Below are 12,480 nucleotides of genomic sequence, written 5' to 3' on the forward strand. Positions count from 1 at the left end.
CGCACCTTTGGCGGAAGGCCAGAGCAAGTGGAGGCAAGCAAACGCCACAGCGATTGTAACGCGTCAGGGACGGAACCCTACCCCAAATGTTGGACGTCCGATTGGTTGTTTCAAGAAAATGTAGCCTTCAATTGGCGGTGGCCAAACTTACCGATTCGAAAGGTTGGCGCGACTTGCGGCCGCATTTTCGGCCCGGACCCGGGGCGCGGCCGGCCCAGCGGAGCGCCGCCGCCCTAACACCGGGCCTAATACAGGGTCCTTTGGGTATCCGAACCGCTCTTGTAGCTGCTGGGCGTGGAGGGATTGAAGGCGTCGCTATTTTGATTCGGCAGGGGGGCCTGCGATTGATGGGGCGTCATCCCCTGGCGGCTCGAGGCGACGGACGAGCCCGGCACGCCGTCGGACGAATCCGGCTCAGGCACATCGGGGACCGGCTCCGCGACCGTCTTCTTCCTCCCCTTGAACACCTTGTCGAGCAACGTTTCCTTGCCCGCATAGGCATTGAGCGGATCGTTGGCCTTGGCCGTCTCGGCTTCCACGGCGTCCTGCTGCTCGATCTCGCGGACCCGTACCTTCTCCGGATCGTCCGGCCAATCCGCGCGGGTCGCGGCCACGGACCGGCTCTCGGTCGGCGTCGGCAGGCGCTGAAGGTTGGGCGGCACCATCAGCGGCGCCCGGGACGTCATCGTGGGGTCGGGCTTCTTCTGGCCTACGGTGCCGGAAAGCCCAGCATAGTCGAAGACCTTGCCTTCGAGCTCGACACCACCGCACCCGCTCAGGAGCGCCACGCAGGCAAACGCCGCCGCGATCCCTCCGAGCCGATTTCCGGCGCTTGTGATGGTGATGTGCCCCAAGAGGTCCCCTCAAATCCGGTAAATCCTGGATTTCTTTACATTTTAGAGGGGTTTCCGGCCTTTTTGTGACCCCCGAACAGCGAGTCATACAGAAGTCCGATCACCCCGGCAACTATGGCGACATCGGCGATATTGAAGATGTACCACTGAAAGCCGAAGGCGTGAAACGAGTAGAAATCGGCCACGGCGCCGTGGACGGCCCGGTCGATGGCGTTGCCGATGGCCCCGCCGACAATGAGCCCGATGGAAACCGCCGTCAGGGCCGTCGTGACATGGGCGAGCCACACGACGAGGGCCAGGCTCACGGACAGTGCGAACGCGACGAGCACCAGGCGCCCGATCAGGCCGTCTTGCTGGAACAGGCCGTAGCTGATGCCCTTGTTCCACACCAGGATGAGGTCGAAGAACGGGGTGACCGCAACCGGCTGTTTGCTACCGATGTCGTAGACATAGAGCATCCAGAGCTTGTTGCCCTGGTCCGCAAGAACGGTCAGCGCACCCACGATGAACCCAAGCGGCGAATAGGGTCCCCACAGCCAGCGGCGGATCATGGCGCTACCCCGCCCCTCCCGCGCGCCGGTCGAACTGGCGCACGGCTTCGGCGTCGCGCGGCGACAAAGTCGGGAACTCGGGGTCCGCCCCCACCTCGGCCAGAATTTTCCAGGACCGCGCGCATTTGTTGCCTTCCGCAGGGGCGAAGACGACCGCCACGCCAGGCACGTCCTCCAGCCGGAACGCATGGGCCGGTCCTTCGCCCGCGACAAGGCGCGCCCCGCTGGTGATGGCGATCTCGGCGAGATCGAGACCCTCGAGCGCGCCGCGGAGCCCGCCGTCCGCCACATAGACCACGGGCGCGCCTCCAGGCTCGAGCCGATGCGCCGCTCGCGCCGCTCGATTTCCAGCGCGCCGGTCACGGCACGGCGGACCTGCCGCACCTTGTGCCACTTCTCGCGCAGCGCTGCATCGTCCCACGTGTCCGGCACATCCGGGAACTCCCGCAAATGCACCGATCCCTTGTCGTCGGGGAAACGCGTCAGCCAGGCTTCTTCCATGGTGAAGCACAGCATGGGCGCGAGCCAGGCCGTGAGGGCGGCGAAGAGCCGGTCCATGACGGTGAGCGCCGCGCGGCGCGTGACGCTGTCATGCGGATCGCAATAGAGCGCGTCCTTGCGGATATCCAGATAGACGCCGACAGATCGTTGACGCAGAAGTTCAGGAGCGCATGGAAGACGCGCTTGAAGTCGTAGACGATGTAACCCTCGCGCACCAAGGCATCGAGCTCGGCGATCCGCGCCAGCATATAGCGCTCGAGCTCCGGCATCTCCTCGTAGCCGACCGTGAGATCGTCGCGGTAATGGGCGAGATTGCCGAGCAGGAAGCGCAGCGTGTTCCGCAGGCGGCGATAGGAGTCCACGTTCGCCTTGATGATGTCCGGTCCGATGCGCAAATCGTCCGCATAGTCCGAACTCATGGCCCAGAGCCGCAGGATCTCCGCGCCGGACTGGCGGATCACGTCTTGCGGCGAGACCACGTTGCCAAGCGACTTCGACATCTTGCGGCCGTCCTCGTCGTTGACGAAGCCATGGGTGAGCACCTCGTCGAACGGGGCGCGGCCGCGCGTGCCGCACCCTTCGAGCAGTGACGACTGGAACCAGCCGCGATGCTGGTCCGACCCTTCGAGATAGAGCGAGGCCGGCCATTTCAGGTCGGAACGCTGCTCCAGCACGAAGGCATGGGTCGAACCCGAGTCGAACCAGACATCCAAGATGTCTCCGACCTTCTCCCAGGCATCCGGATCGTCGACGAGCCCGTCGAGGAAGCGCTCCTTCGCGCCGTCACGAACCAGGCATCGGCGCCCTCCGCCTTGAAGGCGGCAGCGATCCGGTCGATCAGTTCGCCGGATGCGTTGAAGCCTGCGCGCGGGATGACCTCGCCGGTCTCCTTGTGCACGAACACGGTGATGGGCACGCCCCAAGCACGCTGGCGGGAGACCACCCAATCGGGGCGCGTCTCCACCATGCCCTTGATGCGTTTCTCGCCTTGCGGCGGCACGAAGCGCGTCGCCTCGATGGCGTCCAGAGCGCGGGCCCGCAAGCTCTCGCCGTTGTCGAAGCCTTCGTCCATGGCGATGAACCATTGGGGCGTCGCCCGGAAGATGATCGGCTTCTTGGACCGCCAGGAATGGGGATAGTCGTGGCGATGGCGCGCGCGGGCGAGCAGCGCCTTCGCCTCGACGAGTGCGCCGATGACGGTCTCGTTCGCGTCGCCGAACCTGCCTTTGTCGTCCACCACGCGGCGCCCCTCGAAGCGCGGCGCGTCCTTGGTGAAGAATCCGGCCTCGTCGACGGTGAAGGGGATGGTCTTGTCGATCCCGCGTTCGCGCAGGAGCCCCTCGCTCTCGACCCAGATATTGTAGTCGTCCGCGCCATGGCCGGGCGCCGTATGCACGAAGCCGGTACCGGCGTCTTCGGTGACGTGGTCGCCGGCGAGCAGCGGCACCTTGAACCGATACGTCCCCTCGTCGCGCAAGGGGTGCGCGCACATGGATTGTCCAAGCATGCCGGCGGTGACGTCGCCGATCCGGTGCCAGCCTTCGATCCGCGCCGCGCCCTTGACCGTCTCGGCCAGGGCGTCCGCCAGGATCAGCCGTTCGCCGACCTTGGCCCAATTGTCCTCCGGCGCCTGGGTGACCTCGTAGAGGCCGTAGGCGATGGACGGCGAATAGGAGACGGCACGGTTGCCGGGGATCGTCCAGGGCGTCGTCGTCCAAATCACGACCGAGGCATGCTGCAGCGTCGCCGGGTCCGGATTGTCGTCGGTCGCGAACATGACCGGGAACTTCACGTAGATCGCCGGGCTCTCGATCTCCTGGTACTCGACCTCGGCCTCGGCCAGTGCCGTGCGTTCGACCACGGACCACATCACGGGCTTGGAGCCGCGATAGAGCAGCCCGTTCATGGCGAACTTCATCAGCTCTCGCGCGATCGTGGATTCGGCCTTGTAGTTCATGGTCGTGTACGGATGGTCCCAATCGCCCTCGATACCGAGACGCTTGAACTCGTCGCGCTGCACGCCGAGCCAGTGTTCGGCATAGGCGCGGCATTCGCGGCGGAACGCCACGATCGCCTCGGAGTCCGTGAAGTCCGGCTTGGCGTTGCCCTTGGACCGGTACTTCTCTTCCTCGACCTTCCATTCGATGGGCAGCCGTGGCAGTCCCAGCCCGGCACGTAATTGGCATCCTTGCCCATCATGCCTTGCGACCGGCAGATCACGTCTTTGAGGATCTTGTTGAGCGCGTGCCCGATATGGAGATGGCCGTTGGCATAAGGCGGTCCGTCATGCAGCACGAATTTGTCTTGGCCCTGCCCCTTCTCGCGCAGCCGCTCATAGAGGCCGAGTTCAGCCCAGCGCTGGAGCAGCTCCGGTTCGCGCTTGGGCAGCCCCGCCTTCATCGGAAACTCGGTCTTGGGCAGGAACAGCGTCGCGCTCCAGTCGCGCTCCGTTTGCGGTTGAACCGGCTCCGGCGCTGCTTCAGGCCCGGTGCGCATCGTGGTGTCCGTCATCTCTGTCTTCTTGAGGCTTGTCTCATTCTTGAGGCTTTTCTCGTTCGCCGTCGTCGTGTTCTTCGTGGTCTTGCGGGCCGCGGATTTGCGCGGTGTTGTCTTCGTTTTTGCGACGGCCTTCTTCTTGGGCGCACGTACCGTCTTCGGCGCCGCGGGCTTTGCCGCTACGCGGCTCTTCTTCGCCGCGCGCTTCTTCGCGGACGTCTTGGGCGCCGCTTTCTTGACGGCCGTCTTTTTGGCGACTGTCTTCTTGGCGGAGACTTTTTTGGCGGTCGCTTTCTTGGCGGTGGCTTTCTTCGCGGTCGCTTTCTTGACTGCGGTTCTTTTGGCCGTGGCCTTTTTGAGGCTCGTCTTCCTGACCGTCTTCTTCGTCGCGGCTGTCTTTCTCGCCGGTGCCTTCTTGACGGTTTTCTTGTTGACGGTCTTCTTGGCAACCGTCTTCCGCGTGGTCTTCTTTGCGACGGTCTTCTTCACCGCCTTCCTTGGAGCGGCCTTTTTCGCGGCCCTTTTCGGCGCCGCCTTCTTCGCGACAGTTTTCTTCGCGGGGTTCTTGGTCGCTGTCTTCTTGGCCGCTGTCTTCCTGGTCGCAGTCTTCTTGGCAATGGTCTTTTTGGCGGCAGATTTCCGCGCGGCTTTGGCCGGGGCCGCCGCCGTGACCGTCTTCTTCGCCGTCTTGCTGGTTGTCTTGCTGGTTGTCTTGCCTGCGGACGTCTTCTTCGTCTTGCGCGCAGGGCTGGCGGCGGATTTGCCGCTCGTCGACTTGGTGACCATGATTCTTACGTCCGCCCGGGTTCGGCCTTCAGCTTCCCTGATTGGCCGCGATTCTCTTTGCGAGGCGTTCTAGCAACCGGGCTAGCCACAATCCAGTGTTCGCGTAGCGAGCGCCGCGCCGAGCGGAAATTGCCGCATGGGATCGTTGGCCTCGACGCCCGCCAGAACGGCACGCACGGCCTCGCAGTCCTTCTCCATCTGCGCCGCGAGCGCTCCCCGTTGGGAAAGGTCTCGTCGGGACGGATGAAGTCGATGAACTCGACTTCGATGGTCCGGTCGTAGATATCGCCGGAAAAGTCGAACAGGAAGGCCTCGAGTTCCGGATCGCCCGCGCCGAAGGTCGGACGCGGCCCGACATAGCCCGCCGCGTCGTAGCGGCGCCCGCGTGGTGCACGCGCATGGCGTAGATGCCGTGGCACACATCCTGGCCCGGCAGGAGTTTGAAATTGACCGTGGGGAACCCGAGCCCCTGGCCCCGGCCCGCGCCGCGCGCGACCGCGCCGCGCGCCCGCCACCAATAGCCGAGCTGCTCGGCCGCGGCGCGCACGCGGCCCGTGGAGAGATAATCCCGGATCGCGCTGGACGCGAAGACCGTCGTACCTGCGAGCTGGACCGGTTCGACCACATCGACCCCGTAGCCTTGCGCCTCGCCCGCCGCAGCAAGATGGGCGACCGTGCCGGCGCGCCCCTTGCCATAGGTGAAGTCGTACCCCACCACCACATGGTCCGCGCCGAACGCCTCGCCCAAGACATCGGCCGCGAAGGCATCGGCCGACAGGTCCGCGAGTGCCCGGTCGAATGGCAGCACGAACACCAGGTCGAGGCCCAGGGCCTCGAGGAGTTCCAGCTTCACCGGCAAGGGCGTCAGCCGGAAAAAGGGTCTGCTGGGAGCAAAGAATTCCCGCGGATGCGGTTCGAAAATCACGGCGCCCGTCTTTCGGCCTTCGGCCGCCGCGATCGCCTTCGCGACGCCGAGAACCGCCTGATGCCCGCGATGGACCCCGTCGAAATTTCCGATGGCAAGGACCGCGCCTTTCAGGTCCGGCGGCGCTTCCCGCCAGGAGCGGACGATGTCCATCGGAAATCCTTCAGGTTGGACCGGACTATTCTCCGGTGGGCCGGCGGGAAACCATCAGAAGAGCCTCACCGGTGAGGACGGGCCTGCCATTGGCCTCGCAGACGCAATCGAACGACACGCGCCCCTTCTCCAGGTCGACATTGGTCACCGTGCAGGTTGCCACGAGTTCGTCGCCGATGAAAACCGGGCCTTTGAACTTCATGGTCTGCGACATGTACACGCAGCCCGGCCCCGGCAGTTTCGTGCCCAGCACCGTGGAGAACAGCGAACCCGTCAGGAAGCCGTGCGCGATCCGCTTCTTGAAGATGGTTCCGGCGGCGAACTCTTCGTTCAGATGCACGGGATTGATGTCGCCGGAGAGCTCGGCGAACCCGGTGATGTCCTCGTTCGTCACGGTCTTGGAGACGCTGGCCTCCATTCCGGGCGACAAATCTTCCAGATAGTAGCCGTGATCGAGGCTCATTCGTTCTTCTCCCTACGGTGTTGTTCATCACAAGAGGGGCGCAAAATAGCGAAGGCCTTGCGGCACCGCAACAGAACTCGGCCGCCCACGAGCTCCCTCTAAAACCCTTTGCAGAACAGGTGTTTAAAGCTTCATTTACCCCTTCTCCATAGCCTCGAACGAGGCAGACGGAGGATGGCCATGGCACTCGATTTCAATATGCCGGTGCTGGTTGTCGACGATTACAGGATGATGCTGCGGATCATTCGCAACTTCCTGAGACAACTCGGCTTTGAAGATGTGGACGGCGCCAGCGACGGCAGAGCGGCGCTCGAGATGATGCACGAGCGGGACTACGGGCTCGTCATCTCCGACTGGGACATGGCGCCGATGACGGGCTACGACCTGCTGCGCGAGGTGCGCCGGGACGGCGGCCTCGCCCGCACACCGTTCATCATGGTCACCGCGAACGATACGTCCGAGGACCGGGCTGCGGCAAAGCATGCCGGCGTCAGCAACTACATCCTGAAGCCGTTCAATGCGGTCACGCTGAGGTCGAAGATCGACGCCCTGTTCGACGGGCGCCCCTAGCACGGCCCGGCCGGAACCGCTGGCACCGCTACCAGCGAAGCCCGTGCGTGGCGGCAATCGGGGGGCTGGGCTCCTCGGCAAAGAGAGCCGCCAAGTGCCCGGCGTCCAGGAGCCCGACACTCTCGTCCGGCGCATGCAGCGGCTTGCGACAAACACGGACGGCACGCCGAACACGCCTGCACCGATGATGTCGGTCTTGGCACCATCGCCAATGGCGAGCACGTCGGACTTCGCGATGGTTTCGCCGCGCGCGCCGCGATTCTGGCGGCGGTTTCGAACGCCAGCTCGTAGACCGGCCGGTGCGGCTTTCCCGCATAGACGGCGTTGCCGCCGAGACCCTCATAGGCCGCGGCCAGCGCGCCGGCGCAGTAGAGCAACTGGTGGCCGCGCTCGACCTTGTGGTCGGGGTTGGCGCAGATCATGGGCACGCCGCGCGCCGCAAGGCTCGACAACAGCTCGACATAGTCCTCCGGCGTCTCGACCTCGTCGTCGAACAGGCCGGAGCAGACGATCAACTCGGCGTCCTCCGGGCCCGTCAGGGTGACCTCGGCGTTCTCGAAGATCGGCCGGTCGCGATCCGGCCCCAGATGGAACACGCGGGCGCCCTTGTGCTTGGCGAGCTCGTGGCGCGTGAGGTCACCCGACGACACGGTGGCGTCATAGGCGTCGTCCGGCACGCCGATGAGGCGAAGCTGCTCCTGAAGGTCCGGACTCGGCCGCGGCGAGTTCGACAACAGCACGACCACGCCGCCCGTGTCCCGGAAGGCGCGCGTCGCCGCCGACGCATCGGGAAAGGCATCGCGCCCATTGTGCATCACGCCCCAGATATCGACGAACCAGACGCGGCGGACGCCGCCGATTTCGCGGATGGATTCGATCACGGGGATTTGCAGGGAAGCTTCCATGGCGCTCGGTTAGAGGCTCGGACGCCGCCGGTCAAGGCGCGCCGATGCGGCGTGTCGAAGCGCTACGAGCAAACGCCAAGCGATGATAGGCTGCGTGCGGCGACATTGCCCAACATCGCTAGGAGGCGACCATGTGCCGTTTGAATGGGATGGTTTGGATTGCAGGACCTGCCGCTTTGGCATTGGGACTTGCCGCTTTCGCATTGGCCGGGGGCCCGGCCGTGGCCCTGACGCCGCACAGTCTGGACTCCGGCGCGTCTTTGGTGCTGCCTGTCACGGACCAGGAAGACCTCTCCGTCGAGGAAGATCTGGTGCCCGATGAGGTTCCCGCACCCAAGACGAAGTCCGGCGAGGAGATGATGCCCGCCCCCGAACGCCCGGATACCGGCGGCGATATGGAAGACAGCGCCATCGAGAAGGACCTGGAAACAGGCGAGTAGCAGGCGCATCGGGCGCCTCTAGCGCGCGCCGTCGCGCGGGCTCGGCGGCTGGCGTGCCCTACGAGGCGCCGGCGTTGGACAGCTCGCGCGACAGCGCCGCGTTCATCGGCTCGGCCTCGGCAAAGAGATGGCCCTGCGCCAGTTCGATGCCGTGGTCGAGGAGGCGCGCCACATCGCTTTCCTTCTCGACCTTTTCAATGATGAGCTGAATGCCGGCCGCGTCGAGGCGCCGCTTGAGGTCGGCCGCGTTGCGCCCCGGTCCACCCAGGAACTGTGCCGCGGAGATCTTCGCGAAGCGGAAATTGCGGTCGCTCAAACCGTCGAAGCCGGTTTCCAGATCGACCACATTGTCGAGACAATACCCGAAGCCCAGAGCCGCCAACGTTTCCAGGCAGCCGATTTCGGACTCGTTCAAGCCCTGCATTTCGGCCTGACTGATCTCGAAGATCAGCCGGTCGCTGAGACTCGCGTTCTCCTCCATGAACTCGATCAGCTCGGGAAAATAGTCGGGATCGAGCAGGGAATGCATCGAGATATTGGCGAAGACGCCCTCGATCGGCGCATCGGGCCCAAGGCGCCGCAACACCTGGACGGCGCGTACAACCAGGACGTTGTCGATCAGCGGCATGAGCGCCGAGCGCTTGGCCACGGGCATGTAATCGCCCGGCATGACGATCTCGCCATCGCCCTTCCGAATGCGGGTCAGCCCTTCGAAATACCGGACCTTGCGGCCGGGCAAGGTCACGGTCGGCTGCAAATACAGATCCACCCGGCCCTGCTCGATACCCTCGCGGATGATCTCGAGCATCGCATCGTCGTCATCGTCCGAAAGGTCGTAGCCCAGCTCTTCGAAGACTTCCTCCGGTTCGGGCTCGGGCTCCGGCTCCGGTTCCGGCTGCGCCGCGGCCAGGGCGGCGGCCAGAATTGCCTCCTCCCGGCCACGCTCCCGGTCCTCGGTGCCAGCGTCGTCGTCCTCGTCGCTCGGTTCCGGTTCAGGCCCCGACGGCTCCTGTTCGGGCTCGGACGGCGTTTCTGGCTCGGACGGCGCTTCGGGCTCGATGTCCTCGGCCGGGGTCGGCTCGGGTTCCAGAACCAGTTCGGGCTCGGGTTCGGGCTCGACGATGAGCTCGGGCTCGGGCTCAGGTTCGGGCTCCGGCTCGACAATGAGCTCGGGCTCAGGCTCGGCAACCGGCTCGAGCTCTTCGATCGGCTCGGGTTCCCACAGGTCCTCCGGTTGAGGTTCGATCTCGACCGGCGCGTCCGTGGCGACGAATGCCGCCGCAGGCGGCGCGCTCGCGGTGGCCGAGGCGCCCGAAACCTGCCCCGCCATGCGGGCGATCAGGCCCTCGAGGGCGCCGAGATCGTCGATGATCTTCTGGCGTTGCGCGCGGCTCTCATTGACGACCTCGGCGCGGACGGTCTCGATCCGCGCGTAGACATTCTCGAGATCGGCGGACAGGCCCTGGGCGCTCGCGCCCCCGACCGCGCCGCCCGCCAATTGCTGGTCGAGCCGGTCGTGGAGCGCCTGGAGCCGGGCCATGCCGTCTTCGACGCGGTCGAGCCGTTGCAGGTCGATGTCGATCACTTCGAGGGCCTGTTCGAGATCGTCGACACGGTCGCCGCCGCCCCCGCCGCCACGGCCAGCCCTGAAATAGGTCGACGCCATGACCAGGAATAGCGCGATGGCGCCAATGAGCACCGGCAGCAGCGGCAACCCGGCCTGCATGGTCAAGCCGGCGCCGAAGGCGGCAGCCGTCACGGCCATTGCCACCAGAACGATCACGTCAAGCATTGCGAGCCCTCCTGACGCGGCGCCGGGTACAGTCAGGACCTGCTCAAATGGACGGCGCCCCCATGAAAACATGGCTCCGCCCGATCGATTGGTCCTGGCTGGTCGCGCCGCCCCTCGCTTTGGAAATCATGGGCGACAGGCTATTGCAAAGCAACACCAAATTGGCCGTGCACGTCCTCTACCACCGATCTTGAGGCGTATCGGCGAGATATCGGCAGCCGCATACCGGACTTGCGGTCCCGCGACCGCACGCGGTTGCACTTTGGCGGACGGGTTCCCAATTCCCTGTCGTCAGACCCAATGCGCCGCCGCTCGGAGCGTTGCGGCGCCTCCGTCTTGCGCCCGCCCCAAGCCTTCGTACAAGCGGCATCGCTAGCACTCGGGAGGCCTGAGTGCCAGTCGGCAGAGTTCCAGAAAATTAGGAGCGCATATTCATGAAATTCCGTCCCCTGCATGACCGTGTGGTGGTCAAACGGCTCGAGGAAGAGCAGAAGACCAAAGGCGGGATCATCATTCCGGACACCGCGGCCGAGAAGCCGCAGACTGGCAAAGTCGTCTCCGTGGGCCCCGGCGCCCGCGGTGAGGATGGCAAGGTTCAGCCGCTTGGCGTGAAGGCTGGCGACACGGTCCTGTTCGGCAAATGGTCCGGCACCGAAGTCAAGATCGATGGCGACGACCTCCTCATCATGAAGGAGTCCGACATCATGGGCGTTCTCGGCTGACACATCGTTCGTCGTCCTGAGGTGCTCACGCATGCGCGAGCCTCGAAGGATGCAAGATATCCACTCCACCCTTCGGGGTTTGGCCGCAAGCGGCCTCACACCTCGGGGTGACGCCAGCTAGACAAACGGAGAGCAATTCAATGGCAGCAAAAGACGTCGTGTTCGCCGCCGAGGCCCGTGAGCGCATGCTCAAGGGCGTCGACGTGCTTGCGAACGCCGTGAAAGTGACGCTCGGTCCCAAGGGCCGCAACGTCATTATCGAAAAGTCGTTCGGTGCGCCGCGCACCACCAAGGACGGCGTGACCGTGGCCAAGGAGATCGAGCTTGAAGACAAGTTCGAGAACATGGGCGCCCAAATGCTCAAAGAGGTCGCGTCCAAGACCAACGAGACGGCGGGCGACGGCACCACGACCGCAACGGTCCTGGCCCAGGCGATCGTGCGGGAGGCCTGAAGGCCGTGGCCGCCGGGATGAACCCGATGGACTTGAAGCGGGGCATCGACAAGGCCGTGGCCGAAGTGATCGAGACCATCAAGAAGCAGTCCAAGGAAGTCTCGGGCTCGGCGGAGATCGCCCAGGTCGGCACGATTTCGGCCAATGGCGAGAAGGCCATCGGCGACATGATCGCCCAGGCCATGAAGAAGGTCGGCAATGAGGGCGTGATCACGGTCGAGGAAGCCAAGAGCCTCGATTCGGAGCTCGAAGTGGTCGAGGGCATGCAGTTCGATCGCGGCTACATCTCGCCCTACTTCGTCACCAATGCCGAGAAGATGACGACCGAGCTCGAGAACCCCTACATCCTCATCTACGAAAAGAAGCTGTCGGGCCTGCAGGCCATGCTGCCGCTGCTCGAGTCCGTCGTGCAGTCGGGCCGTCCGCTGCTCATCATCGCCGAGGACGTCGAGGGCGAGGCTCTGGCCACGCTCGTGGTCAACAAGCTGCGCGGCGGCTTGAAGGTCGCGGCCGTGAAGGCCCCGGGCTTCGGCGATCGCCGCAAGGCCATGCTGCAGGACATCGCGATCCTGACGGGCGGCGAGATGGTCTCCGAGGATCTCGGGATCAAGCTCGAGAACGTCACGGTGCAGATGCTCGGCAAGGCCAAGCGCGTCAACATCACCAAGGACGACACGACCATCGTGCGTGGCGGCGGCAAGAAGGACGAGATCGACGCGCGCGTGTCGCAGATCCGTCAGCAGATCGAGGACACCACGTCCGACTACGACCGTGAGAAGCTGCAGGAGCGTCAGGCGAAGCTCGCCGGCGGTGTGGCGGTGATCAAGGTCGGCGGTGCCACCGAGGTCGAGGTGAAGGAGAAGAAGGATC

9 protein-coding genes and 3 pseudogenes are annotated in these 12,480 nt (G+C 64.8%); 5 read left to right on the forward strand and 7 right to left on the reverse strand.

Going from position 1 to position 12,480, the window contains the following annotated elements; all coding sequences use genetic code 11:
* Nucleotides 1-245: 245 nt before the first annotated feature.
* From AUC68_RS03610 to ileS, 3 genes and pseudogenes are all read right to left on the reverse strand, one after another.
* Nucleotides 246-854 (reverse strand): hypothetical protein, encoded by a 609-nt coding sequence (locus AUC68_RS03610; protein WP_069436386.1) that lies wholly within the window; start codon nucleotides 852-854, stop codon nucleotides 246-248.
* A gap of 35 nt (nucleotides 855-889) precedes the next feature.
* Nucleotides 890-1,405 (reverse strand): signal peptidase II, encoded by a 516-nt coding sequence (lspA, locus tag AUC68_RS03615; RefSeq protein WP_069436387.1) that lies wholly within the window; start codon nucleotides 1,403-1,405, stop codon nucleotides 890-892.
* Nucleotides 1,406-1,409: 4 nt separating this feature from the next.
* A pseudogene (ileS, locus tag AUC68_RS18570) lies at nucleotides 1,410-4,402 on the reverse strand (isoleucine--tRNA ligase).
* A gap of 235 nt (nucleotides 4,403-4,637) precedes the next feature.
* On the opposite strand from ileS, the gene AUC68_RS16925 reads away from it, so the two are divergent.
* The gene (locus AUC68_RS16925; RefSeq protein WP_193407071.1) at nucleotides 4,638-5,261 is read left to right on the forward strand and encodes a hypothetical protein; all 624 of its coding nucleotides are present in this window, start codon (nucleotides 4,638-4,640) and stop codon (nucleotides 5,259-5,261) included.
* On the opposite strand, the pseudogene ribF reads toward AUC68_RS16925, so the two are convergent.
* Both ribF and AUC68_RS03630 read right to left on the reverse strand, forming a co-directional pair.
* Nucleotides 5,194-6,266: pseudogene (gene ribF, locus AUC68_RS18575) on the reverse strand (bifunctional riboflavin kinase/FMN adenylyltransferase). The gene AUC68_RS16925 and the pseudogene ribF sit on opposite strands and share 68 nt — an antisense overlap.
* Nucleotides 6,267-6,291: 25 nt before the next feature.
* Nucleotides 6,292-6,729, reverse strand: coding sequence for a MaoC family dehydratase (locus tag AUC68_RS03630; protein WP_069436389.1), 438 nt, complete (start codon nucleotides 6,727-6,729; stop codon nucleotides 6,292-6,294).
* A 180-nt stretch (nucleotides 6,730-6,909) separates the two neighbouring features.
* On the opposite strand from AUC68_RS03630, the gene AUC68_RS03635 reads away from it, so the two are divergent.
* Nucleotides 6,910-7,299, forward strand: a complete 390-nt coding sequence (locus AUC68_RS03635; RefSeq protein WP_069436410.1) for a response regulator — start codon at nucleotides 6,910-6,912, stop codon at nucleotides 7,297-7,299.
* On the opposite strand, the gene AUC68_RS03640 is transcribed toward AUC68_RS03635, so the two are convergent.
* The gene (locus AUC68_RS03640) at nucleotides 7,296-8,204 is read right to left on the reverse strand and encodes a TIGR01459 family HAD-type hydrolase (protein ID WP_141701072.1); all 909 of its coding nucleotides are present in this window, start codon (nucleotides 8,202-8,204) and stop codon (nucleotides 7,296-7,298) included. The two genes, AUC68_RS03635 and AUC68_RS03640, sit on opposite strands and share 4 nt — an antisense overlap.
* 131 nt (nucleotides 8,205-8,335) lie before the next feature.
* Here AUC68_RS03640 and AUC68_RS03645 point away from each other — a divergent pair, with 131 nt between their 5' ends.
* Complete coding sequence (locus tag AUC68_RS03645) at nucleotides 8,336-8,644, forward strand: hypothetical protein (RefSeq protein ID WP_141701073.1); 309 nt, start codon at nucleotides 8,336-8,338, stop codon at nucleotides 8,642-8,644.
* Nucleotides 8,645-8,702: 58 nt separating this feature from the next.
* Here AUC68_RS03645 and AUC68_RS03650 read toward each other — a convergent pair whose 3' ends face one another.
* A complete protein-coding gene (locus AUC68_RS03650) occupies nucleotides 8,703-10,436 on the reverse strand; it encodes an EAL domain-containing protein (RefSeq protein ID WP_069436391.1) in 1,734 nt (577 codons plus the stop codon).
* Between the two features lie 434 nt (nucleotides 10,437-10,870).
* Between AUC68_RS03650 and groES the strand changes: the two genes are divergently transcribed.
* Both groES and groL read left to right on the forward strand, forming a co-directional pair.
* Nucleotides 10,871-11,158 (forward strand): co-chaperone GroES, encoded by a 288-nt coding sequence (gene groES, locus AUC68_RS03655; protein ID WP_069436392.1) that lies wholly within the window; start codon nucleotides 10,871-10,873, stop codon nucleotides 11,156-11,158.
* A 140-nt stretch (nucleotides 11,159-11,298) separates the two neighbouring features.
* A pseudogene (gene groL / locus AUC68_RS03660) lies at nucleotides 11,299-12,480 on the forward strand (chaperonin GroEL); the annotation flags it as partial.

The organism is Methyloceanibacter methanicus (genome assembly GCF_001723285.1).
GTDB lineage: Bacteria > Pseudomonadota > Alphaproteobacteria > Rhizobiales > Methyloligellaceae > Methyloceanibacter > Methyloceanibacter methanicus.

What these genes read in the sequence shown, in the direction of transcription:
- lspA (WP_069436387.1), bottom strand. Translation starts at nt 1,405, where the DNA reads ATGATCCGCCGCTGGCTGTGGGGACCCTATTCGCCGCTTGGGTTCATC.
- AUC68_RS03630 (WP_069436389.1), bottom strand. Translation starts at nt 6,729, where the DNA reads ATGAGCCTCGATCACGGCTACTATCTGGAAGATTTGTCGCCCGGAATG.
- AUC68_RS03635 (WP_069436410.1), top strand. Translation starts at nt 6,910, where the DNA reads ATGGCACTCGATTTCAATATGCCGGTGCTGGTTGTCGACGATTACAGG.
- AUC68_RS03640 (WP_141701072.1), bottom strand. Translation starts at nt 8,204, where the DNA reads ATGGAAGCTTCCCTGCAAATCCCCGTGATCGAATCCATCCGCGAAATC.
- AUC68_RS03645 (WP_141701073.1), top strand. Translation starts at nt 8,336, where the DNA reads ATGTGCCGTTTGAATGGGATGGTTTGGATTGCAGGACCTGCCGCTTTG.
- AUC68_RS03650 (WP_069436391.1), bottom strand. Translation starts at nt 10,436, where the DNA reads ATGCTTGACGTGATCGTTCTGGTGGCAATGGCCGTGACGGCTGCCGCC.
- groES (WP_069436392.1), top strand. Translation starts at nt 10,871, where the DNA reads ATGAAATTCCGTCCCCTGCATGACCGTGTGGTGGTCAAACGGCTCGAG.